General features: G+C 55.4%; 22 protein-coding genes. 16 read left to right on the top strand and 6 right to left on the bottom strand.

The window, feature by feature from the left end; genetic code table 11:
- Positions 1–109: 109 nt before the first annotated feature.
- On the top strand, positions 110–958 hold the full coding sequence (locus QEH53_RS05330; RefSeq protein ID WP_309022108.1) for a rhomboid family intramembrane serine protease: 849 nt from the start codon (positions 110–112) through the stop codon (positions 956–958).
- A gap of 242 nt (positions 959–1,200) precedes the next feature.
- Here the strand turns inward: QEH53_RS05330 and QEH53_RS05325 are convergent, their stop codons facing one another.
- Positions 1,201–1,371 carry a hypothetical protein gene (locus QEH53_RS05325; RefSeq protein ID WP_309022107.1) on the bottom strand — a complete coding sequence of 57 codons (171 nt, stop codon included), beginning with the start codon at positions 1,369–1,371 and terminating at the stop codon, positions 1,201–1,203.
- Between the two features lie 178 nt (positions 1,372–1,549).
- Here QEH53_RS05325 and QEH53_RS05320 point away from each other — a divergent pair, with 178 nt between their 5' ends.
- Positions 1,550–1,867 carry a hypothetical protein gene (locus tag QEH53_RS05320; RefSeq protein WP_309022106.1) on the top strand — a complete coding sequence of 106 codons (318 nt, stop codon included), beginning with the start codon at positions 1,550–1,552 and terminating at the stop codon, positions 1,865–1,867.
- Positions 1,868–2,019: 152 nt separating this feature from the next.
- Here the strand turns inward: QEH53_RS05320 and QEH53_RS05315 are convergent, their stop codons facing one another.
- From QEH53_RS05315 to QEH53_RS05305, 3 genes are all read right to left on the bottom strand, one after another.
- Positions 2,020–3,408: a GTPase/DUF3482 domain-containing protein gene (locus QEH53_RS05315; RefSeq protein WP_309022105.1), complete on the bottom strand. Its 1,389-nt coding sequence runs from the start codon at positions 3,406–3,408 to the stop codon at positions 2,020–2,022.
- On the bottom strand, positions 3,405–4,949 hold the full coding sequence (locus QEH53_RS05310; RefSeq protein WP_309022104.1) for a DUF2868 domain-containing protein: 1,545 nt from the start codon (positions 4,947–4,949) through the stop codon (positions 3,405–3,407). The genes QEH53_RS05315 and QEH53_RS05310 overlap by 4 nt, the downstream gene beginning before the upstream one ends.
- 256 nt (positions 4,950–5,205) lie before the next feature.
- Complete coding sequence (locus QEH53_RS05305) at positions 5,206–5,376, bottom strand: hypothetical protein (RefSeq protein WP_309022103.1); 171 nt, start codon at positions 5,374–5,376, stop codon at positions 5,206–5,208.
- Between the two features lie 219 nt (positions 5,377–5,595).
- Between QEH53_RS05305 and mtnN the strand changes: the two genes are divergently transcribed.
- From mtnN to QEH53_RS05280, 5 genes are read left to right on the top strand one after another with little or no spacing between them, the layout of a single operon-like run.
- Positions 5,596–6,351 (top strand): 5'-methylthioadenosine/S-adenosylhomocysteine nucleosidase, encoded by a 756-nt coding sequence (mtnN, locus tag QEH53_RS05300; RefSeq protein ID WP_309022102.1) that lies wholly within the window; start codon positions 5,596–5,598, stop codon positions 6,349–6,351.
- Positions 6,348–6,611, top strand: coding sequence for a hypothetical protein (locus QEH53_RS05295; protein WP_309022101.1), 264 nt, complete (start codon positions 6,348–6,350; stop codon positions 6,609–6,611). Before mtnN ends, QEH53_RS05295 begins: the two co-directional genes overlap by 4 nt.
- Positions 6,608–7,963 carry a hypothetical protein gene (locus QEH53_RS05290; protein WP_309022100.1) on the top strand — a complete coding sequence of 452 codons (1,356 nt, stop codon included), beginning with the start codon at positions 6,608–6,610 and terminating at the stop codon, positions 7,961–7,963. Before QEH53_RS05295 ends, QEH53_RS05290 begins: the two co-directional genes overlap by 4 nt.
- Positions 7,960–8,973, top strand: a complete 1,014-nt coding sequence (gene add, locus QEH53_RS05285) for an adenosine deaminase (protein ID WP_309022099.1) — start codon at positions 7,960–7,962, stop codon at positions 8,971–8,973. Before QEH53_RS05290 ends, add begins: the two co-directional genes overlap by 4 nt.
- 5 nt (positions 8,974–8,978) lie before the next feature.
- Entirely contained in the window at positions 8,979–9,455 is a 477-nt protein-coding gene (locus QEH53_RS05280; protein ID WP_309022098.1) for a GNAT family N-acetyltransferase, read from the top strand.
- 29 nt (positions 9,456–9,484) lie between these two features.
- Here QEH53_RS05280 and QEH53_RS05275 read toward each other — a convergent pair whose 3' ends face one another.
- Positions 9,485–11,548: a M3 family metallopeptidase gene (locus QEH53_RS05275; protein WP_309022097.1), complete on the bottom strand. Its 2,064-nt coding sequence runs from the start codon at positions 11,546–11,548 to the stop codon at positions 9,485–9,487.
- A gap of 166 nt (positions 11,549–11,714) precedes the next feature.
- On the opposite strand from QEH53_RS05275, the gene QEH53_RS05270 reads away from it, so the two are divergent.
- The 9 genes from QEH53_RS05270 (at position 11,715) to QEH53_RS05230 (ending at position 23,111) form a co-directional block, all read left to right on the top strand.
- Positions 11,715–12,500, top strand: a complete 786-nt coding sequence (locus QEH53_RS05270) for an AAA family ATPase (RefSeq protein ID WP_309022096.1) — start codon at positions 11,715–11,717, stop codon at positions 12,498–12,500.
- Between the two features lie 201 nt (positions 12,501–12,701).
- Complete coding sequence (locus tag QEH53_RS05265; protein WP_309022095.1) at positions 12,702–14,438, top strand: sodium/solute symporter; 1,737 nt, start codon at positions 12,702–12,704, stop codon at positions 14,436–14,438.
- A 191-nt stretch (positions 14,439–14,629) separates the two neighbouring features.
- Entirely contained in the window at positions 14,630–15,496 is an 867-nt protein-coding gene (locus tag QEH53_RS05260; RefSeq protein WP_309022094.1) for an HDOD domain-containing protein, read from the top strand.
- A 106-nt stretch (positions 15,497–15,602) separates the two neighbouring features.
- Complete coding sequence (locus tag QEH53_RS05255) at positions 15,603–18,266, top strand: tetratricopeptide repeat protein (RefSeq protein ID WP_309022093.1); 2,664 nt, start codon at positions 15,603–15,605, stop codon at positions 18,264–18,266.
- Positions 18,263–19,009 carry a hypothetical protein gene (locus QEH53_RS05250; RefSeq protein ID WP_309022092.1) on the top strand — a complete coding sequence of 249 codons (747 nt, stop codon included), beginning with the start codon at positions 18,263–18,265 and terminating at the stop codon, positions 19,007–19,009. The genes QEH53_RS05255 and QEH53_RS05250 overlap by 4 nt, the downstream gene beginning before the upstream one ends.
- A gap of 47 nt (positions 19,010–19,056) precedes the next feature.
- Positions 19,057–19,785 (top strand): MotA/TolQ/ExbB proton channel family protein, encoded by a 729-nt coding sequence (locus tag QEH53_RS05245; protein ID WP_309022091.1) that lies wholly within the window; start codon positions 19,057–19,059, stop codon positions 19,783–19,785.
- Between the two features lie 14 nt (positions 19,786–19,799).
- On the top strand, positions 19,800–20,357 hold the full coding sequence (locus tag QEH53_RS05240) for an RsmD family RNA methyltransferase (RefSeq protein ID WP_309022090.1): 558 nt from the start codon (positions 19,800–19,802) through the stop codon (positions 20,355–20,357).
- A gap of 179 nt (positions 20,358–20,536) precedes the next feature.
- Positions 20,537–22,606: an elongation factor G gene (locus tag QEH53_RS05235; protein ID WP_309022089.1), complete on the top strand. Its 2,070-nt coding sequence runs from the start codon at positions 20,537–20,539 to the stop codon at positions 22,604–22,606.
- Positions 22,607–22,754: 148 nt separating this feature from the next.
- A complete protein-coding gene (locus QEH53_RS05230; protein WP_309022088.1) occupies positions 22,755–23,111 on the top strand; it encodes a hypothetical protein in 357 nt (118 codons plus the stop codon).
- Positions 23,112–23,129: 18 nt separating this feature from the next.
- Here the strand turns inward: QEH53_RS05230 and QEH53_RS05225 are convergent, their stop codons facing one another.
- Complete coding sequence (locus tag QEH53_RS05225) at positions 23,130–23,849, bottom strand: RsmE family RNA methyltransferase (RefSeq protein ID WP_309022087.1); 720 nt, start codon at positions 23,847–23,849, stop codon at positions 23,130–23,132.
- Positions 23,850–23,941: the final 92 nt, after the last annotated feature.

Below are 23,941 nucleotides of genomic sequence, written 5' to 3'. Positions count from 1 at the left end.
TTACGTATCCACAAACCACTACAAATTTAATGCCACCACGAATAGGCTCACCGTTTGACACCCCATGCTCCGTACCTAGGGTGGCATCAATAATCCGCATTAGACGCAGATGACCTTCAACGCTACTCGCTCCACCCAAACACATCAGCCCCTGTTTTACCTGGGGAAGATACCCATGGACGCGACCAACACGCTCGTCGCGCTCCACGCCTTGACCGCTCTCGTCGTCACCTTCGGCTCCGGTTGGGCAGCGGCCACCTGGTTCAACGAACTCGTCTACTCGGCCACCGCTCTGAAAGAATTTCGCATCTGGACGCTGTTGAGCTATCCCTTCGTTCACGCGATAGACATCTGGTTCGCTGTCGGGCTCTACTTCTTCTGGCGTTTCGGCGGTGAGGTGGAAAACCTGCTCGGCACTCGAAAGTTCATTTGGTTCTACGCGGCGTTAACCGCCTTGCCAGCTCTCGGACTTTTCGTCCTCTCACCTTTTATCGGAGACCTGCCACTCGTGGGCGAGGGATCCGTTCACTTCGCGATCTTTGTCGGCTTCGCCTTGATGTATCCGAGTGCCGCGATGTGGTTCAACATTCAAGTAAAGTGGTTCGTACTATTCATCGTCGGTGTGCAAACCCTACAGTATCTCGGCTACAAATCGTGGGGCAGCCTAGCCGCGCTCTGGTTCTCAATACTTGCCGCCTTCACCATACTCCATATAGAAGGTGTGCGTAGTTGCCATTTCATGACAGGATGGATTCAGGCAAAACTGAACATCAAGATTGTCACCAAATCGAAATCTAGCCCCAAAAAGCAAAACACCGTTCAGAGCATCACCCGCACCAAGGAGATCGACGTCATCCTCGACAAGATTTCGGAAACTGGCTTCCAAAGCCTCACTCCCGAAGAAAAGGCCATACTCGACGAAAGCAGCTCTCGCTACAGCAACCGCAAAAAGCCCTGATCCTGGACTTCCAAGCACAATCCACCTCACTATTGGCAAACTTCCCGCTAACTAAATGAGGACCTAGTCGCCGAATCCTTGAGAACTGAATGGCAAAAAGCCCGCCTGAGCTAAGCTCAGTGCGGGCTTCTCTTTGATAGCGGGACTACCCCTAATCCCTATATGCTATCTATTTTGTATGTTACCCCAAAAAGTGTAAGGCAGGCGGCGTGGCTCTCGGGCCACCCATCCCGACGGGCGGCTTAGTAAGCGCGCTCCTTAGTTTCTAGTGCCGCCATAGTGGCGAGTCCACCGGCGACTAGGCCAACTGCTGCGAGCACTCCCACAGCAGGGATGATCAGTGCCGCGCCTGCGAGTATCACAACTGCGGCGACTGTAGCTTCGATGATCTTAGTAGTAGTTAGTGTATTCATGTTCGTGTCTGTTTTGTTGTTGGACATGCTTACTATACGAACAAAACGTCATAATGAGAAATACTTGTTACCTCTACTTTTCATAGGTTCTCCCTATATCTCGTCCAGACTCCCAAGGGAACGAAGTCGCACCGCCGCTTTCCTAAGCGAAACGTTTTCGCTCCCCAGCCTCGATCCAATGAAGCTTACCTCCAGCGTCACTCTCCTCGGCGGCCTTTGCCTCGTAGTAGGGCTCTTGTTCGTCTCTTCCAAGCTGAACCTCAACCAACCAAAGGCGACCGAACCATCAGCGACCTCCTCTGGTACTGAAGCAAAAGAGCCGTATGCAACGACTGAAACAAAAAGCCCAACCCAGCAAGTACCGAACTCTGACCCACCCACCTTCCTCGGCCAGTACAACACCCTCACGCAAATGGACAACGGCCCCGAAAAAGTGGAGGCCACCCTGCGCCTTTTTAGAGACTGGGGCGAAAGCGAAGGCGAAGCCGCGAAATAGAGACCGATCCCGTTACCCTATCCCGGATTTGCCTCGGCCAATACAGTTTCGCAGCCGCTCGCAAGAGCAAGAAGGTCATCCAGTCCTGCCTGCCTCGATTAAAAGGCAAGTTTACCACTTGGTTCGGCGTTACCCCTTTCTCTAGAAACGGCCTAAGCGCCCAAGACGCCCACCAGTAACTGACGCAATGCCCGGCCGCTGGACTCTAACTCTTCCGCGTTTCTGCTTTTTACGGCTTTCACGAAACGGGTCGCGACCTTGAGGTCTCCTTGCTCCCACGTGGAACTCAAGCCAGCCTTTTCGTTAGACTCGACCAAATGCACCTCCGCCTCCTGCCGCGCATGTGCCCAATTAGAGACAAACTCAACGTACAGGAAGTAGCGGTCCAGCTGCACGAAGGGAAACTGTTCGGATACGTTGGGGCCGACCGTTACCTTAAGACCTCCGAGGGGCAGTTGGCTGATCTTCGCTCGAGCCAAATCCTTGCCTTTCCACAAAGCTGATCCCGCTCCAATCGCCGCTCCAATTGAAGCAAAAACACCGAAGGTAATACCGCCCGCAGCCAAGTCCGCTCCGACGCCAATTCCGGCACCCAGCAGAGCCCCCGCGATAGCGAGCTGCTTCTGAGTCAGGCCCAGAGCTTGCCAAGCCCGCTCCGAAAATAGGTCTTCCGCGAGGACCGAATTCTCGGGTAACTCTACCGCGACTTTCCGCACCGAATAGACGTCGCGGATTTGCTCGCGGAAGCGCTTTTCGATTTTCGCCAGCTTCGCCCGGTACTCGCTTTCCAGCTTCCGTTTCTCCAGCTCCACCCCGCTCTCGTGTTCCAAGAAAGAACTGCAGCTGCAGCGAAGCGATTGCTCCAAATGCTCGACGATTGCCTCCGCGGCACGCTCCGTCGAACGTTGCCGATCCATGCGCACCAGTTCCACCGCTTCACTCAGGGCCGGTTCCCAATCTTGGTCGATGCTCTTTAGCGCCTCCAAAAGTTCGATACGATCCAAGTAGCGAGCCGTCTGAGCGTTAAAGGTGCGCACCGAATTGAAGTGCTGACGGAAGGTCGTTTTCCAGCTCTGCAGAAAGCGGCTCTCGTTCGACTTCGGATTAATAATCGCCATGCGTGGCCGAGCCGTCAGGCGCAGGATTTCCATCTCCGCCGTATCAACCGCAGTCATTGGACGCGAAGCGTCCACGACGTACAGGATCCCTGCTCCTTCCAATACCGGGCGCAGCAACTCGCAGTCGTGATGAAAGTCAGGATCATCGCCATGGGTTTCGATAAAACGTTTTACCCGTCCATCCCCTGCTTCTTCATTCTCGCGAAACCATTGCAAGGTGGCCTGCGGATTCTGGAAGCCCGGCGTATCCACAAACTCGATAATCGTCTGTTCACCCGCCTTCAAATCGAAACGTTGCTGCTGGATCGTCTCCCCAGGAGTTGCGCTGATGGCAACCCCGTCGTTCAAGGAAAGCGTCGCCACGATGGAAGACTTTCCTTCGTTCGGGTGACCGATAATGGCAAATCTAGGGAGAGACTTCATAACGCAGGGTTGTCTAAGATTAAGTAAGGATCGCCCAGACGTTGGACAAAAGAGTGCCACGCTTCCGCGTACTGCTTTTCGGGACGTAAGGAAATAGCCTCACCGGCAGAATCTGGAATTCCCAGCAAAACGATTTTGAGCAGATTTCGCTCATCCATCTGGGCCCGCAACTCCCGCACTTGCCTTTCTATTTCACGAATCGGTGGCATCCAACTTTCGAATACTATTACAAATTGCCTCTCCTCGGAGAGGTCCGCCGCGGCCGCAGCAATTCGCCCATTTTCGTAAGTCTTCACCTCGACACTCTCTTGCCGCACTCCCCACCGCTGCGCCAAACGAGTTCGCAATGCCTCCAAATCAAAGGACTCGCCCAACTCACGGGAGCAAAGGCAAAGCACTCGCTGTCTCGTTGTAGCTTGCAGGTCTACTCCGCCCACCCCACTCGCGATTTGTTCCGCTCCCTGCTCTACTCGCTCTGCGTCGAAACGGGGCCCCTCGGGACGAAGACGCTGCATCAAGCGCTCCGCAGAAGCATTACCGAAATCGTAGCGAGCCAGGGATGCCCGTATCTGCCACTTGCCCAAGAAATAGAAGATCAGCCGGGGCAGGACACCGTAACTGAGCACGCCCAGAGCCAAAAAGCGCCACCAAGCGGCAAGGTCGACGCTCTCCAGACCACGGGTTCCCTCTTTTAGTACAATCCGACTACCCTCGATTTGCTGCAGACTCGGATATCCTTCGCCTTCACCATACGCCCAAGCCCACGGCAGCGAAACCACCTCAACCAACTGTCCCACCGACTCCGATTCCGTCTCCAAAGTGGTTTGCCAACCAAAGGCGCGATCGGAGAAAACGACTGAAACGAGCAAGGCCGCCAAAACCCCAAAATTGAAGCAGAGGGCAGCCGCCTGTATCTTCGTGAACGCCAGCCACTTCGCCACGCTCCCATGCAATGCCAAAGAACGCCGCGCCGCACCCGCCCACTCGGCCGCGTCCTGACGCTGCTGCCCCGACAAAAATCGAGCCGAAAGTGCCTGTAGCTTCGAGAAGATCGATTCCAAAATCCACCGAGTTGCCCGAAACAAAGGTCCGAAAGCGAGTCGTTCACGCCAAGAGCGCGGAGCCGCGAAAACCAGGAGCAGAACCACCGCCAAAACCGCCTGCAACAATACGAACAAGCTGAAGAAGGCGGACACATTGATCGGCGCTTCGCCAGTGTAAGCCAGTGCCGCAGTCGCGGAGGCCAGCCCCAACAACAGCCCCCCGGCTCCCAGTAATTGCCCAGCTGCCTTCAAAGACTGCATCACGCTGTCCGAAGCCAACTTGATTTCCGGCGACGCCTCCAACCGCAACTTCAGCCACCCAGCCGCGATCGCTCGCCGATCACCACTTAATAGGAGACCTTCTTCCAAATGGGTCTCGGCATCCTGGGCCTTCAAACTCTGCCAATCCTCTGATTCATCCTTCGCCAGTGCGCATTCGTAGCCCACTAGCTGGTCCAAACTCCAGCGAGTCGCATTCCTTTTCCCTTTTCCACTCATCTACTCAAGCCATTCTCCAGATTCCCCGAGAAACGCAAAACAAGACTTTTCCAGCCCGACTGAATGCCGAGAAACCGCCTCAAGCCGCCCAACGATCGAGACAGCAAAAAGCCCGCCTGAGCTAAGCTCAGTGCGGGCTTCTCTTTGATAGCGGGACTACCCCTAATCCCTATGTGCTATCTGTTTTGTATGTTACCCCAAAAGTGTGAGTCAGAGGGAGAGGCTCGCTTCGAGACGCTTTCCCCCGACGGGTGGCTTAGTAAGCGCGCTTCCTGTTTTCTAAAGCTGCCATCGTGAGCAAGCCAGCTCCGATCATTCCCGCGATGCCTAGGATTCCTGCTGTTGGGAGGAATACCGCGGTGGTCGCGATAACTGCGACTGTGATAAGGGCGGCGCCGAATAGCTTGGTAGTGTTGAGAGCGTTCATCTTGGTCTTCTTTCTGTTGTTGGGGCATACTATACAACAATTTTACCAATAACGGAAATACTTGTTAACTCTACATTCCATAGGATAAACCTATTAAAAGGAGGTAATCTGCATCTCGAAAGATGCGGTCCGCCGCATAAAAAAGTGCCTCAAATCTCACCGATCTTTTCGGCTAACCTAAAGGATCTACGGCATAGTAACTGCTCTCCGGCGGCACCTATGCCTAGCCCTATCACCCTCATCATCGGCGCAGTACCCTGGGAGATCAAACCGATCATCGCCGCCATGAAATCGCCCCGCAAAGACACGCTAAAACGCTTTCCTTTCCACAGAGGCAAGATCGAGGGCCACACAGTCGTCACTGCATTCACTGGAGTCGGCAAGACAAACGCCGCCATGATCGCCACACTCTTTATCGCCGCGTTCAAACCGGTGCGCTTAGTCTACACCGGCAGTGCCGCCCGGCTTAACCCAGAGTTGCGTACAGGCGATGTCATTATCGGTAAACGCACCTACCACCACGATGCCGGAAGCTGGCAAGAAGACGGCATGGTCTATCGAAAGATCATCGGGCCTGTACCCAAAAAACAAACACACTTTCGCTACGACGCGGACAAGGTACTGCTGAAGGCCGCCATTACGGCCGCCAAGACCCATCAAACAAAAGAGGTCACCGTCAACGGTTCGACCTATCTTCCCACCGTTCGCCCAGGGCTCATATGTGCCGGTGATGTATTTGGCATGACCGCCGTCAAGATCGCCGACATTCGAGCCAAGCTCGCTTGCGACCTCGTCGAGATGGAAGGAGCCGCCATCGGCCAAGTCTGCCACGAACTCGAAGTTCCCCACATCGTGATACGCGGCGGCAGTAACCAAGCCCAACCCAGTCCAGGAGAAGACTACAAGCGCCTCGGCCAAATCGCGGCTCGCCAAGCCGCCTTCTTCGCCCTCCACCTTTTCCGATCCCTCGCATGAAACCTTTTGTTAAGGGCGATATCGACGGCTTCCTCGGACTCGCTCTCGACAACGTCGTCCAGATCGTCCTGATCGTGGGACTCTGCCAAGGCGTACTGGGGTTCGACAATAGCCTGATATTTGGAACGATCCTGCCCGGTGTCGCCGTTTCCTTCCTGGTGGGAAATATGCTCTACGCCCGAGCCGCTCTGAAGTTGGCCAAGGAAACTGGCAGGACCGACGTCTGCGCCTGCCCTACGGCATCAATACGCCTACCATGATCGCTTTCGTCTTCTTGGTCATGCGCCCGGCCCAGGAGTATGCCATCGCCACCGGAATGGAGGACCCCAGTCGCGCAGCCTGGCAGGCGGGCCTCGTCGCATGCTTCGCCTGCGGACTCATCGAACTCATGGCAGCTGTAGTTGCAGAACCGATACGTCGCGTCACGCCTCGCGTCGCTATGATCGCCACCCTCGGCGGCATCGGACTTTCCCTTCTCGGAATAGGTTTCCTACTCGAATCGTTTTCCCACCCGATCGTCGGCATTGTCACCTTGGGCATCATGTTCGTGCTCTACTTCGGCAGAGTCCGTTTCGGCCGCGGCATGCCGGGCATCGCACTTGCTGTCATTGTTGGCACCGCACTCTGCTGGATCATCAAGATCGCTCCCGTCGGCGAGGATCCACTGAGCAGCGTTGGTCTCGCCCTGCCCAAACCCGTGATTGGCGACCTCTGGGCCGGCTTCTCCGGACGCCAACTACTCGCCAGCCTTTCTATCATCCTGCCGATGGGTCTCCTCAGCGGACTGGCCTCGCTGCAAAACATCGAATCTGCAGAGGCTGCTGGCGACTCCTATCCCGTACGACCCGCCATGACCACCAATGGACTAGGAACGATCGCCGCCGCTTGCTTCGGCTCCGCCTTCCCCATGTCGATCTATATTGGACATCCCGGCTGGAAAGCCGTGGGAGCGCGAGCGGGATACAGTACACTCAACGGCCTTTTCGTCACTGTGCTTTGTCTCACCGGAACCGCATCTCTGGCAGCATGGTTCATCCCAGTCGACGCCGGACTCGCCGTGATCATATGGATCGGCCTTATCATTTCCATGCAAGCCTTCGAGGTGTCGGAGAAAAAGCACTACTCAGCCATCGTCGTTTGCATGCTTCCCGTCTTTGGGGCATGGGCGGCCATGCTGATAAAAGGCGCCCTGCGAGCGGTCGGCTACGGCACACCTGACGGACCTGCCTTTTCGCCCGCGTTGCTGGAGACTCTGGAACGCGAACGCATATTCGCGGAGGGAGCTTTCGCGTTCGAGCAAGGATTCCTCTACGCCTCCCTTATCTGGGGAGCCATCACTTTCTTCATCGTGGAACGCGAGTTTTTAAAAGCAGCAGCCTGGAGCTTGTTCGCTTCTACGATCACCTTGCTCGGACTCATGCACGCATGGAAATTTACCTCCAGCGACACTGTCATTAATTTACCACTACTAGACCTTGCTATTGGGCAATTCTCTTTCCAGGGATGGGCCAGCGTCTTTCCCGCCTGGCCCTACGCCGTTGGCTACGGACTGTTGTCCCTGCTGCTGCTGGCGTCACACAAATGGGCCGTGCCCGACTCATCACACACATGATCGACCCCAAGCTACCCTTTATAGACCTACACCGCCATCTTGAGGGCTGCGTGCGGCTGGAAACAATGCTGGACCTCGCTTCCCAGCACGGGCTTCACCTACCGGGTGAAACGGTCGAAACCCTTCGACCGCATGTCGTGATGGATGGACCGCAAGCCGACCTCGTCTCATTTCTCGATCACCTCCACTGGATGATCTACTCGCTAGCCGATCTCGACGCGTGCCGGCGCATCGCCTATGAAAGCGTCGAAGACGCGGCCAAGGAAGGCATCGACTACCTCGAGCTACGCTTCAGCCCGCTCTTCATGGCCCAGCCTCACAAGCTTGCTCCCGCAGATGTCGTCGCTGCGGTAGTCGACGGAGTCAAAGCTGGGGAACGTCAGTTCGGCGTGATGACTCGCCTGATCGGCATTATGAGCCGCACCTACGGACCGAAAAGCTGCCAAAGGGAGTTAGAAGCCCTCCTAGCTCACCGGCACGAGCTCAGGGCCCTCGACCTCGCCGGCGACGAAGCCCGCTGGCCGGGCGAACTTTTCCATAACCACTTTCGCCTCGGGCGCGACGCTGGTTGGCAAATCACCGTGCACGCGGGCGAAGCAGGAGGCGCCGCCAACGTCCGCTACGCCATCGAACAGCTTGGGGCGACCCGAATCGGCCATGGCATCCGAGCCACCGAGGATCCCGAGCTGCTCGATATTATCCGCGAGCGCGGCATCGGACTTGAAATTAACCTCACCAGTAACCTTCAAACCAACACTGTATCCAGTTTGGATAGACACCCCATCGCATACTTCCTCGACCAAGAATTGCTCGCCACGATCAACACCGACGATCCCATAATCAGCGGCATCGATCTCCGCCACGAGTTTGCTAATGTCGCCCCCTTAGCTGGCGTCACTCCCACCCACGCTCGCCGTGCCCAAGAAAACGCGCTCACCACCGCCTTTCTCTCTGGCACTGAACGCAGCGAGCTAATCACTCGCTTTGCTAACAAGGCAGCTGTAACGTGAAGCTCATGGATACACCGCGTGAGGAACCCCAAAATCGTGAGACTGCTCCGCGGTTCGAATTCCGAGAGTTCACTATCAGTGAGCTCGCCTATAAGTTATCCTTGGATCTGAGAAACGCTTACCTCCGTGCCCCGCTCGGACTCGACCTTTCCGAGCAGGATACATCGGGCGAAGACCAGCAATTGCACTTCGGACTTTTTGAGGATCCGAACATTTTAGCGAGTGTTACACTAAAGCCCCTGGACAACGATCGATTGAAATTGCGCCAAATGGTGGTCGATCAATCTACCCGAGGTTGCGGACTCGGAAGGGTTCTCATTACCAAAGCAGAGCACATATTGCGAGAGCGAGGTTACAAACAAATCACTCTGTCTGCGAGGTTGGAGGTTAAATCTTTCTACGAGAAGCTTGGATACAAACGCAACGGTGCTCGATTCCTACTGATCGGAATCGAGCACGTGACAATGGATAAAGAGCTTTAGGGACTCCCTATCGCGTAGCTATATTTCAACTACATCAAACCGCAGCGTTTGAGAAGGGCTTGAGGATCGGGGTCACGTCCCATGAAGTCCTTGAAGAGCTTTGCCGGATCTTCAGAATTACCCTTTGACAGGATACACTCGCGGAATGCGCGCCCAGCCTCTTCGCTAAAGATTCCTTCCTTCTCGAAACGGGTAAACGCGTCCGCGTCCAGCACCTCCGCCCACTTGTAGGAGTAGTAACCTGCCGCGTATCCAACCGGGCTGGAAAACAAGTGACCGAAACGACGCACGAGGCTCTTCGGAGTGGTTTTCAAATTAGCCAAATAACCGGCCAGAGACTCGCGAATCTTCGCATCCAAGTCTCCCTCTAGGTAGTGCTCTGGGTTCACGTGCAGCTCGAGGTCCATCTTGCCCAAGCTGAGCTGACGCATCATGAAAGACGCGCTCTGGAAATTTCGGGCTGCTACCATTTTCTCGAAAAGGTCCTGCGGGATCGGCTCGCCTGTTTCGTAGTGGCGGGCAAATTGGTCGAGGCTCTCGCGATTCCAACACCAGTTCTCCATGATCTGCGAAGGCAGTTCCACGAAGTCCCATGCCACGTTTACACCATTGAGCGATTTGATATCCACCCGTCCCAGCAAGTGGTGCAACAGGTGGCCAAATTCGTGGAATACTGTCTCCACCTCTTGGTGAAGCAAGAGGGCAGGCTTGCCATCGACTGGCTCAGTCATGTTGCCAGTGATGAGTCCGACATGCGGCGAACGACCTCCATCAGCTAACGGTGCGCCCGTATCCAAATAGTTCATCCAAGCTCCGCCACGCTTCTCCTCCCGAGGATGCCAGTCCGCGTAAAAGTAGCCCAGCAGTTCGCCTTCCGCATCGTAGAGATCGTAGAGTTTTACATCCGGATGCCAGGAGTTTTCTGGTCCTTCGTGATTTTGTATTCTCAATCCGAATACACGCTCCGCGATGCGGAACATCCCATTAAGCACGCCATCGATAGGGAAATAGGGACGCAAAGCTTCGTCGTCGAAATCGTATTTGGAGAGGCGAAGCTTTTCGGACCAGTAACTAATATCCCATGGCTCGAGCCGATCCTTAGGTTGCCCCGTCTGATCAGCCACGAAGGACTCCAGTTCGTCGAACTCCGTAGCGAAGGCGTCCTTGCACTTGAGAAAAAGGTCGTCGGTGAATGCCAGAGCATTCTCGCCTGACTTCGCCATACGGCGCTGCAGCACTTGATCCGCAAAGTTTTTCTTCCCGAGCAATTCCGCCTTTTCTTGGCGAAGCTTGAGGATTTCGCAAATCAGTTCGCTGTTGTCCCACTTTTCCTTATAGCCGATGAGGGCTGCTTCGTCGTAAATGGTTTTGCGTAAATTCGAATCGGCCGCGTATTTCAACACGGGCAAAAAGGAAGGTGCCTGTAATGTAAATCTCCATACAGGTTCTTCATCCGTACCATGCCCCTTGCTCTTAGCACTTTGACGAGCAGCTGCTTTGGCGGAGTCCGGCAAGCCAGCAAGACGGCTCTCGTCGTCAATCAGCAATTCGTAGGCGTTGGTAGAGTCGAGCACATTGTCGGAGTAGCTCTTGGTCTTTTGGGCGAGCTCCTGGTTCAACTCCTCCAAGCGGGTCTTCTTCTCATCCGGCAGATCCGCACCGGCTTGTTTGAAGTCAGCTAGCGTCTCATCGAAGTAGCGCTTTTGCACGCCTGTAAGCGCCGCAGCTTCCGGCTTTTCCGCAAAACTCTTCAATGCCGCCCAGAGCTTGGCATTGAGCGGGATGCGGGAAGAGTACTCGGTCACCTTCGGCAGCATGGCGCGATGCGCTTCGCGGAGGGCTTCGCTGTCTTGAACCGAGGTGAGATGATCGACGCGGCCCCAGGCGCGACTCAAGGTTTCGCCGGCAGCTTCGAGCGCAAGGAAGGTGTTCTCGAAAGTAGCTTCTTGCGGTGACACCTCGCAGATCGCATCGATTTCCGCCTGGGCTTCCGCGAGCGCGGCTTGGATATCAGAGGTAATATTCCCAGTGGTGAGGGTCGACCAATCGACCAATCTTGCAGGGTTGTGAAAAGGGTGCGTGTTTGAATTCATGTGCCGAGCACGCTAGGGCTCGCTTTCACCAATTCAACCGAGAAGCGCGATTTGTAGGAAGCTACCTTGTCGAACATCCTGAGCTTGCTGCATGGATGTCGCATTTTCTCCGCCATCACCACAATTTCCGATTCACTCTTCATCCATTACTCCTCACCCTTCAAAGGTGCCCTATCTAAAGCGAATCCATTGCCCGCCTCCTGCTGACGATTCCGCGTTCCCTTTCTCACTCTCCTTTCTGCCGAGTCTGCATGAGCGAGAGATCAACTCCAACGTGCTATTCCTTGTCGGGGAAAACGGCAGTGGTAAATCGAGCTTGCTGGAGTCGATCGCTATCGCCTCAAGACGCATAAGCGTCGGTGACTCATCCCTCGAACAGGATCCGACCTTAGCCGAAATCCGCCCCCTCGCGGATAAGCTTCGCTTGGGTTGGAGCCGCCGTACAGGAAAGGGCTTTTTCCTGCGGGCCGAAGACTTCTTCAACTTCGTCCGACGCAACAAGGAGCTGGAGAAAACCTTCGACGGATACATTGAGCACTTCAAGGACGACGCTCGGGTTCGTGGATACATGGAGGGAAACAAACGCGCCATCAACGCCCGCTACGGCCGCGACCTAAATGACTTTTCCCACGGCGAGGGCTTCCTCGAGTTTGCCAAGTCTCGCATCCATCCTGGCGGCCTCTACCTCATCGACGAACCGGAAGCCGCCCTCTCCCCGCAGCGACAACTGGCCTTCGCCCTCTTCGTCTTCGAGCTAGCCCAGCAAGGCTGCCAATTTATCATCGCCAGTCACTCCCCCATCATCTTGAGCGTGCCCGAAGCTGAGATCTGGAGTTTCGACGAATGTGGCTTGGAGACGACGACCTATGCGGAGCTAGAACACGTCAGCTTCACCAAGAGTTTTCTTCAATCCCCAGAGCGCTATTGGAACCGCCTGACAGACGATGATTAAGTCGACAATCCGGCGCGAGCATCGACCGATCCCCCAAAAGAGGGAGCCTTAAACAAGTCTCTCCCGTTCAACAATTAATAGAAGAGAGTCGGATCATCCAAATAGATACAGCCGTTAGTCATCAGCCAATGATTGACCGTTAGAGTCTAGAGCCATACATCACACACTTCCCCTTAACCTGACCCTTAAATCCCTAATTAAATGCTATTCCTCGAAGTATTCCTCTTCATCGGCGCCGTGGTAGGCGTAATCGCTCTCGGCATTTGGAAAAGCCGCGATAAAGAAAAGAAAGTCGGCGGCAGCGCGAGCGACTATTTCCTCGCCGGCCGCGGACTCACATGGTGGCTCGTGGGCTTCTCCCTTATCGCCGCTAACATTTCCACCGAGCAGTTCGTCGGCATGTCAGGCTCAGCTGCCAACTGGCTCGGCATGGCGATCGCGTCGTACGAGTGGATGGCCGCCCTCACTCTGGTGGTCGTCGCGTTCTGGTTTCTCCCAAAGTTCCTAAAAGCGGGCCTCTACACCATCCCTGAATTTCTCGAATACCGCTTCGACAGCGTCGCGCGCCTCGCTATGGCGATACCGGCGATTGTCACCATGGTTTTCGTGGCCACCTCCTCGGTCATTTTCTCCGGAGCGAAGTTCGTCTCTGAATACTACAACGACGTGCCCGTGATCAACAGCCTGACAGCCATGTGTTGGCTGATCGCCGCATTCGCCGCGGTCTATGTTTTTATCGGCGGCTTGAAGGCCTGCGCCTGGACCGACCTCATCTGGGGCGTGGCCCTTGTGCTCGGCGGAGTGGTGGTGATGGTTTTCGCCTTTAACATGCTAGCTGAGAAACCTGCAGAGGAGCTCATCCTCACCAAGGTGCATAACTCCGAAGCAACCGTACAGGACCTCGAAGGCGCCAGCGGATGGGAGCGCTTCATGCTCCTTAACGACGGTGTGGACGGAGAAGCGGTCGCCAAAAACGGCCCCAACGGCAGCGGCGGCAAGGTCCACATGATCCGTCCGAAGGAAGACTCGGACATTCCTTGGACCGCCCTTCTCATAGGACTTTGGATTCCAAATTTCTTCTACTGGGGTCTCAACCAATACATCGTGCAGCGAACCCTCGGCTCCAAGTCGTTAGCTGAAGGGCAGAAGGGTATCGTGTTCGCCGCTTTCCTGAAGCTGATCATCCCCTTCGTGGTAGTGATTCCAGGGATACTTGCCTATAACCTATTCAGCGGCGACCTGCTAAATCCAACCACCGGCGAATACGACTACGACAAGGCCTTCCCCGTTCTCGTAAGAAACCTTGTTCGTCCAACGCCTTGGATTTCTTGGTTCGTGCTAGCAGCCCTATGCGGAGCGGTGATTAGCTCCCTCGCATCCATGCTGAATTCCGCTTCTACCATCGCCACGATGGACTTGTACGCCAAGTTCAGCGGCGAAAAGGATCCGAACAAGCTCGTTAAGGTCGGTCGCATATTCGTAATATTGTTCGTCATCATGGCGGCCTTCACCGCTCCTTTCCTTAACGACCTCGGCAGTATCTTTTCCTATATCCAGGAGTTCCAAGGCTTCATTTCCCCGGGCTTGTTGGCCGTATTCATCTTCGGCTTCTTCTCGCCACGTACGCCTCGCTACTTCGGCGCAGTCGGCATCGCCACAAACGTGGTTGCCTACGCCGCCTTCAAGTGGCTGCTGGGGCCTTGGCTCGTCTCCAACGGATGGTGGTACTCGGACTCGATGGCCTTCCTCGACCGTATGGCGATCTGCTTCTTCATCGTCATCGTGACCGGAGCGATCCTCACAGTCGTGAGCCCCCTCCAGCAAAAAGTGGTGATGCCAGAAAACAAGGAGATAGCTCTCGAGACCTCGCCCATCGCAAAGTTCTGGGGCGGTGTTGTCGTCGCGGCCACCATCGCCCTCTACGCGGTCTTCTGGTAGAAAGCCTCACCATCATCTCGATTTTCAAGAGCCCAGTCCCCACGGACCGGGCTCTTTTTGCGGGTCGATTCACCATCCCCCAATCCACAACCGACCCCGCGGAGACACCTCTCCTCACTCGCTTCGATTTTACTCGCTCGCTTCCACACCGCACGCTTTCATAATCTTTTCCAAAGTGATGCATCGTAAGCATGGCCAGTAATTCATTCGAAAAAATTAATCTCGCGCTCCTCATCGAGTACGCCACCAGCTTGCCGACCTCACCTCGGATATACGCTCGCTTGAGCCAACTTCTCCAGAACGAAGACGCGTCGCTCGACTACATTTCATCGCTAGTCAAGATGGACCCCGGCCTGTCCGCCCAAGTCCTCCGAGTTACCAATAGCGCCGCTTACGCTGGCACTATGAAGGTCAACGAGATCGGAACCGCTATCAGCCGCATCGGCTTCAACGAGCTTCGCAGTATCCTCAAAATGGTCGTCGATAACGAAGCTTTCTATCAAGCGTTACCCACCTACGGAGAGACAGCTACCGAGTTCGCCGATCGATCTCTCGACGTCGCAATTATTTCAGAAGTCGTCGCCAATCGCTGCGGCTTCGACACCACCGGCCCCTACATTACCGGCCTGCTCCATCAAATCGGAAAGCTCGCCATCAACCTCTATCTGGAGCGCCTGGAAAAAGCCTCCGATATTACCGAACACTGCGGAGACCGCGCATTGATGGTCGTCGAGCAAGAGCTCCTCGGCATGAGCCACTACCGCGTGGGCGCCGAACTGCTTAGCCATTGGCAATTCGAGATGTCTATCTGGCAGCCGATCAAAAACCTGAACAGCCCCCTCCACGCCCAATCGCAATTGCGGGCAACCAGTATCCTTTCCCTCGCCATCTGGTTCGCCGACCAGCTTGGCGGCTTCGATCCCGACGCATCCACTCCAGAGCCCATCAAACGCGCCTGCAAGGAGCTCGGCATCGACGCACTCGATCTTACTTCGCTACTCGATGATTCACGTTTCGAGATAAATGATCGAAAGAACCAACTCGCGATGCTCCTCTAAATCGCATCGCACCCTACAACTCCGTTACCCTAGCCCCCGCGCACCCAAAAAATCGATACGCCTCCCGAGCCCTAAAATCGCTTGGCTGGCCTTCGCCTGCGTTTGCTTGTGTTCTTTTTTTCATGCCCCTGCGCAGGAGATCGAATTCCGCTCGCTTCCCGAGCTCCTGCGAGAAGGCAGCGAAGCACTCGTTAAAGGAAACTTTCCTCAAGCCGCTCACGCCTTCAACGCAATCCAGGCGAACTACAGCGAGGAACCCATCTGGATCGAAGGCCAGCTCCCCCGCAAGATCCTGCCCCTTGCCGGTCTCGCCTCCCACAAGGCGAACTTGCAAACGGAAGCGATCGCTGCACTAGAGAGCTACCTCGCAAGCTATACTGACTCAGAGGACTCGGAAATCTTCGCCCGCTACACTCTAGCATCCAGCCTCCTGCTCGATGAACAAACCGAGGCAGCTCGAGAAGCCTTCTCCGAGCTGAGAAAGTTGGCAGGCCAATCACCCTTCCGCGATCTCGCCTCCTTGCGAGAGGCAGAGCTTTCCGAATCTCCCCGAGCCATCGAGATCCTACAGGAAGTTGTAGTCGATCCCGCCTCTCCAAGGCTCGCGAGCTTCGCTCGCCTCAGACTCATCCAACTGTACCTGGAGGAGGATGACATCAATAACGCGAGCATCCAACTTCTCGATACAAACTGGCACGACGACCCTCTGCCAGAGCTCGCAACCCTATCCTTTCTCGCGTCACAAACAGCAGAGAAACTCGCAGACCAAGACCCTAGCGCCGCATTACGAGCCTACCAGCTTGTCTCTCCCAAGGATCAGCTCGTACAAGTCCAGAAAACTCGAATCCTCAAGCTTCAGCACCAGTACCGAAACCTCGCCCCAGCTCTCAAGACCGAACAGAGCATGTGGAGCGATCAGTTCCGCCAATCAATTAAGCAGCTTCAAAATCAGCTTGAGCGCCTGCGCGAAGCACCAGACTACCTCTACGCCATTGACCTGCGAAAGGCTCGTTGCTTCGCCCAGAGCAACCGCCCCTTGGAAGCTTGGATACTCCTTCAACCCATTGCTCGCAGTAAACACGAACTCGCCCAAGCCGCACACCTAGAGTGGATATCCGTTGCGCGCAGCATGCATGCATGGGACGCATCAGCTGCCATCGCTAAAGACTTTCTCTCGACGTACCCAGATAACCAGGACATTCCGCAAATTCTTCTTTGGATTGCTCTATCTCAAGTCGAACAAGCCAGCTTCGGGGAGGCTATTTCAACACTCGAATCTCTTCTCGCCAAAGATCCTCCAACCGACATCGCCACAGCTGCGCACTACTACCTTGGATTTTGCTATTTCAACAAGCGCCAGACAACGACTGCCATCAAAGCCTTCGAAACCTGTAAGACGCTTTCTCCTAAATCGCCCGTTGCAGCACAAGCCCATCTCTGGATCGGCATATGCCAGTTCACTACGAACGAATTAGAAACAGCAATCTCTACCTTCCACGCCATTCAGGGAGTTTCCCACGCTCGCTTCCTACACCCGGAAGCAGCGTTTCGGGAGACAGCCTGCCACTACGCCCTCGGCGCGCTCCAGCCAGCATTGCAGCAATCTCAGCAATGGCTCGCCGCCTATCAAACGCATCCTCGAACCGCCGAAGTGAACTTACTGCAAGGCGACACTTTTGCAGAGCTCAACCAAATCGAAGCTGCCATCGAAGCCTACGCCCGCGTCGAAACAGAAGACTTACAGCTTAAGTTCATCGCCCTGCAGAAACGCTGTACCCTCCTATTGGAAACCGAGCAAACAGAACTCGCGTTGCACGCATTGCAAACCTTCCGCTCAGATGACCCGCTATTGCCAGCTTACATCGGATCATTTACACAGCTTCTCGCCGAGTGCCTTACGCATCAAGAAGCCCAAAACGAAATTGCTGCGGCGATATCAGAATATGGTAACGACTCCGATGCTATCGGTATAATAGAACTTCTGCACCTTCTCGATGCTCAGCCCATTGCGTCGGAAGAATTCCCCACTCTGGCAAGCCGTCTTATTGTCACCGAAATCCAAACACACCGCCAAAACGAGCGGTACACAGAGGCTAAACTAAAAGCGCTAGAGCTTGCCTCAAACTACGATATCACGGACCTGCCTCCAGCAGCCCTTGCCGAAGCTGGTAACGCGCTAAGCGAGATTTCCTCTCTCGATGCTTCAAATTACTTTCACAGAATTTTGGAGGAGTATCCAAATTCCCCTGACCGCGACAAAGCTTACATCGGTCTCGCCCGATTCCACACCAAACGCTCAAAACCAGCAGAAGGCCTCGCGTATCTACTACAGGCAGAAAACCTCGACCTCGAGACGCTAACTCTAAAGCTGAAACTTGAGAACCAGCTCAATCAAACTGCGAACGCTCAAGCGACTGCGGAGACAATCCTCTCGGAGCGGCGAGCTGCACCCACTCACAAAGCTCAAGCGCTACAAACCCTAGCGAAAATCGCAAAAGACAATGGGAAGCTCAATCAAGCCTATGCATATTATCAACGCATCTTCACACTCTACCGCGGAGAAACTGATTACGTCGCAACATCCTACCTCAGTTGTATACAAATTCTAGATTCTACAAACCGATCTATCGAAGCCAGGCGGGTAGCTGAAGAATTCATTGCCCAGACAGACCTCTCAAAACATCCCGCCTACCTCAGCGCTAAAAGGTGGCACGACTCTTCGGTCGAAACAGCCTCTAACCCCACCGAAAAACAAACCTCTCTCGAATGAAACGCTTCGCTTCAGCTCTCGTCGTCCTCGCCCTTCCGTTCCTCACGCACGCTGATTCCATAACACTGACGGACGGCCAAACAATTCAAGGAGACCTCGTCGAAACCCGTGCCGGCTTCGTACTGATTCGACTCCCAGAGCTGGAAGGCGAAGCGGTACGCCGCATTTCACCCCGGCGAATTGAAAGCTTGGAGTTCACCGACCAAGGCGAATCACTAGAGCATCAAGCCCAGATACGTTCGAAATTCATTCCCCTACTTTCAATCCAAGATGGGCGAATACTAATCGACTACCTCAATTTTCTCATATCTGACGGGCAGCCTCTAACAGCCTTGAGCTACGCAAAGCTTTGGCATCCGAAAAACAATTACACTGAAATAGATATTCCCTACCGAGAAGTCCTTATCGATAGCTCGATTGCAGCAAACCTGCCTGAGCAAGCCCTCGTGCACGCCCAGAACTGGCTTACCCAAACCCCTCCACCGAAAAGCCGCTCCCTTCCTTGGAAAATCCAGGCCCAACATTACCTCAAAAACGGCGACTACGAAAAAGCCCTTTGGGCGAGCCTGACTCCAATCGCTCACTCAAACCAACTCACCCAAAAAGAGAAAATCGCGTTGAACAGTATCGCAGCTCAAGCGTACCGTAAATTAGGATACACAGAGCATTCCGCAGCATACTTAAACCAAAGTTCAACACCTCTGACACCTCTACATCTTGAGCCTAAAGATGCTCCTTTTTAAAGAATTCCTGATCCCAATTCCTGAACTCCAATCCCCAACCGATCAAAATGAAACTGCGCCCCCTAACCCTCTCCCTCGCAACTCTCTTGCTCACCCCTAGCCTCCAAGCTCAAGAGCAAACAAGCTCCTCCCTTTGGTCCATGATACAACAAGGAGGATGGGCCATGTATCCACTGGCGGCCTGCTCACTCGCCCTTTTCTACATCGCAATTCATTGCTACCGCGAAACACGGCCAAAGAACTTCTCACCTCCGAATCTGGTCCAGCAACTATCGCAGAATTTTTCAGCCGCGGATATTCCCGCTAGCCAGAAAATAGCCCGTTCCTCGGACACCCTTTTGGGACGCTCCCTTACAGCTGCTTTCCCCAAACTAAATACGCGGGAACCCGCAAACGACCTCGAAGCCTTCGAGACAGAGATCGGTGCCGCGCTCTCTTCCGAAGAAAATGCCATTGCTCAGTGGACCCACTATCTCAGTGTCGTCGCGAATGTCGCCCCCATGATCGGCCTGCTCGGTACTGTCAGCGGTATGATCGGAGGTTTCCAAACCATGGCGACAGGTGGTATGGGGCGACCCGAACTTTTCGCAGGTGACATCGGCGAAGCTTTAATAACCACAGCTACCGGACTGTGCATCGGCATACCTGCCATGATCGCTCACTCCGTTTTCAACAACCGGCTACAAAACGCGATAACCGAAACCACCCGCCAAGCAAACAACCTTATCGATCAACTACCTCAAAAAGAGACTTCCCATCTAGCCCATCACCTGTAACTCACAACCGAGCTATGCGAATTTCCGGAGGAAAAGCCCGTGGCGTCACCCTGCGCGTCGACCAAAAAGCAGTGCACCGCCCTGCCATGGACAAGCTGCGCCAAGGCATCTTCTCCAGCGCCAACGCATGGGTGGGAAACGCCCGCGTGCTGGACCTCTTCGCCGGCACCGGATCCTATGGACTCGAAGCCCTCAGCCGTGGCGCAACTCATTGTACCTTCGTCGAGCTCAACCACCGCGCCACCGCCATGATCAAGGTCAACGCCGCGATCGTAGCTAAAAGCATGCGCGAGAAACTGAATACGCAAATCCTCGCCAGCGACGCCACCAAATTCCAGCTCCCCGCCGGAGCCGACGCCTTCGATCTCATCTTCGTCGACCCGCCCTACGAACAGCTCGAGCAACTCACTCCCAAGCTCTTCCTCGTCTTCGATCAAGTCCTCGCCCGCGACGGCCTCGTCGTCTTCGAAGCCCCCGGAAATTTCGAACCCGCCGCCGAAGGCTGGACCCTCAAAAAGCGCCTCGGCAAAGGCATCGACCAACCCACCGCCTGCCTCCTCCGCCGTGCCTAGGTCCATCCCTTCGAGCCGAGCAAGTCACTCTTCAAAATTCTCCCTTCACTTTTATCCGTTTCCGCGCCACCTTGACTCCAGCGGTCAGCCGCTCCCACCCAAGCAACATACGTCTTTTGCCCCAAGAAATCAGTACGATCCAAAAATGGATCGTCCAACCCCTCACCTTAAAAGACGCTATGAGCTATCCTCCAAAAAGCATCCGCAACTTCGCCCTCGTCGGCCATCAATCCGCCGGCAAAACCTCCCTGGCCGAGGCCATGCTCGCCTGCTCAGCGGTCATCAGCCGTATGGGCACGACCGAGGCGGGTAACACCGTGAGCGACTACCACGCCACCGAAAAGGAGCGCCAGATATCCGTGCACGCCTCGCTCCTCCACTGCGACTGGCAAGGCACCAAATACAACATCATCGACACGCCGGGCTACCTCGACTTTATCTCCGAAGGACTCGGGGCTCTCCGCGTAGGGGACTTCGCCATGGTCGTAGTCAACGCCAGCTCCGGCCCCGAAATCGGCACCGACCAAGTCTGGGAATACGCCAACCAATTCCACCTCCCAAAGCTCATCGTCGTCAATGGCATCGACAAGGAAAACGTCGATTTCGATGCGGTGCTCGACGAACTCCGCCAACACTACGGACGCAAAGTCTTCCCCATGACCCTGCCCATCGATTCAGGTCCTGGATGCCGACGGATCCTCGATGTGCTCCGGTCCGAAGAAGTCGACTACGCCCGAGATGGATCTGGCGAATACTCCGAGAAGCCGGCCGAGGGACCATGGAAAGACCGCGTACGCCGCCTCCACGCCGAACTGATCGAACTCGTCGCCGAAGCCGACGATACACTCATGGAAGAATTCTTCGACCAAGGCGATCTCACCGAAGACCAGCTCCGCTCCGGAGTGCATGCCGCCATCCAAGCCGAAACGTTTATTCCCGTCTTTGCTACGTCCGCCACCCAAAATATCGGGGTCGCCCGCCTCATGGACCTCATTTCAAAGTATGGTTCGTCTCCACTCGACCGCAAAGTCGTACCAGCCGTCGACGAAGAAGGCCACCGCGGCGACATCTCCCTCAGCGACTCTTCCCCAGCCTGCTACATCTGGAAAACCATCTCCGAACCCCACGTCGGCGAACTCTCCTTCTGCCGCATGTACTCCGGCTCCATCCACCCAAACATGGAGCTCTACAACCCCTTCCACGGCGTCACCGAAAAGATCGGCCAGATCTTCACCCTGCAGGGCCACGAACGCCAAGCCATTGACGAGATCGGTCCCGGCGACATCGGCGTCATGGCCAAGCTCAAAGACACCCACACAGGCAACACCCTCACGAGCCCCGACCGAAAAGTCCGCCTCCCCGCCGTCGAGTATCCAAAACCCAATATACACGGTACCCTCGTCGCCCTGCACAAAGGCGACGAAGACAAGCTCGCCGCCGGACTCACCACCCTACACGAAGAGGACCCGACATTCCTTTTTGGATACAACGCCGAAACCCACGAGCTCGTCGTATCCGGCCAAGGCGAGCTCCACCTCGAAGTCATAAAATCCCGCCTCGCCCGCCGCTTCAATGTTGATGTCGAAATCGTCGAGCCCCGCGTCCCCTTCCGCGAAACCATCCAAGCTCCCGCTGAAGCCAAGTACCGCCACAAAAAGCAATCCGGCGGCTCCGGCCAATTCGCCGAGGTCTGGCTGCGCATTCGTCCCGCCGAGCCCGGCACTGGCATCGACTTCTCCCACTCCCTCAGCGGCAACAACGTCGACCGAGTCTTCGTACCATCCGTCGAAAAAGGCGTTAACGCCGCTTGCGAGGCCGGCATCCACGCAGGCTATCCCGTCACCGACGTCGTCATCGATTTTTACGACGGCAAGATGCACACCGTCGACTCCAAGGATATCGCCTTCCAAACCGCCGGTAAAGAAGCCTTCACCGAAGCCTTCAAAAATGCCCGCCCTATCTTGCTTGAGCCAATTCTCTCCATCGAAGTCAAAGTGCCCGAGCCATACCTCGGGGACGTCATGAGCGACCTCTCCGCCCGGCGCGGTCACATTCACGGCATTGAAGGTGAAACTCGGTATCGCACGATCAGAGCGGAGGTCCCTCAAATGGAAATGTACCGCTACGCAACTACACTGCGATCCCTAACCAGCGGCGTCGGCTTGCACAGCGAATCCTTCGCCCGCTACGAACCGCTCGCGCCCAACCTAGAATCCCGCGTTCTGAAACAACCCGAACTCGTGCACTAGGCAATAGCGACCTCTTGACCGGCATAGCTCGCTTGCGAGCGACGACTGTTTGTCGAGAACACACAACCAGATGTGGGAGCGTGCGAGCAAACTCAGGTACGTTCCCCCCTTGCCACCTCAGCCTTCATCCTTCAACCCTCATCATTCCATGACCGACACCTCCGTATCCATCCACCCATACTTCAACGTTCCCACCGAGAACCTAAGCGCCTTCAACGCAATTATCGAAGAGCTCATCGGACGCGCAAAAACCGAAGCCGACTGCCTCTACTACGGCTTCTCCTACAATGGAAACCTCATCCACTGCCGCGAAGGCTACCGAAACGCCGAAGGCCTGCTCTTCCATCTCAACAACGTCGGCGACCTCATCGAAAAAGCCATGGGCATATCAGAAATGCAACGCCTCGAAATCCACGGCTCCGCCACCGAACTCGAAAAGCTCAAAGCACCCCTAGCGGAGCTACCTGCAGAATACTACGAACTAAAATCCGGTTTCCGAAAATAGGCCAGTCGCCTCGCAAAACTACCCCATCAACTCCCGCGCCACGGAGACCGCCGCAACCACGGCGGTCTCCGTGCGCATGACGCGCTCCCCCATCCCAACCAAAGTCCAATCCATTTCACGGAACAGATCACGCTCCCACCCTGTCCAGCCTCGTTCGCTACCGATTGCCAAGGCCACAGCCGAGAACCGTGTGCCGCCCAAGACCTTCCCCAGCCGCTTCACACCTTCGTAATTATCTAGGCAAAGCTTCCGGCTGTCCACGTTGCCCAGTTCATCCAAGACATCCTTCATTGCCATCCCCCAACTCACTAGGGGTACCCTTGTCGTAAACGCCTGCGTCACACCCGCCAGCACGTGGCGACGCCATTCGCCCGTCGACCACAGTTTCGATTCCGCGTAGCTCGGTTCACCTCGTTCTGTCGCCACGAAACGGATACTTCTCACTCCCAGAGTTGTCGCTTCGTTCAAAATCTTTCGCATGGTTTGCGGGCGACTCAACCCCACTACTAAATCTATCGGTAGCAATTCTGGCTTAGCATCTCCCCACTCAAAGTCCATAACCAGACCTGTATCCAAAATCTTCTTAATGGTAGCCTTACCTCTAGCTCCATCGATCAATCCCGCGTCAAATTCGTCGCCCACTCCGCGCCGCAAAACCTTCAGGACATGCGCCGCACGTTCATCCCTCAACGGCAACTCACGACCCAAATCGCTCTCCTCGAATAATACAATGTTCACCGCCTCATACTCAACCACCGTCGACGCTCGTCAAACTCCTAGATCTCAGCTGAGCTCATGCAGATCACGGTCAAACGCTTCCGCTGGAGCAG

Source organism: Pelagicoccus sp. SDUM812002, from assembly GCF_031127835.1.
In the GTDB taxonomy this organism is placed as follows: domain Bacteria; phylum Verrucomicrobiota; class Verrucomicrobiia; order Opitutales; family Opitutaceae; genus Pelagicoccus.
Note: the sequence above shows the minus strand (reverse complement) of the source record. Positions and strands in the feature narration are given on the sequence as shown.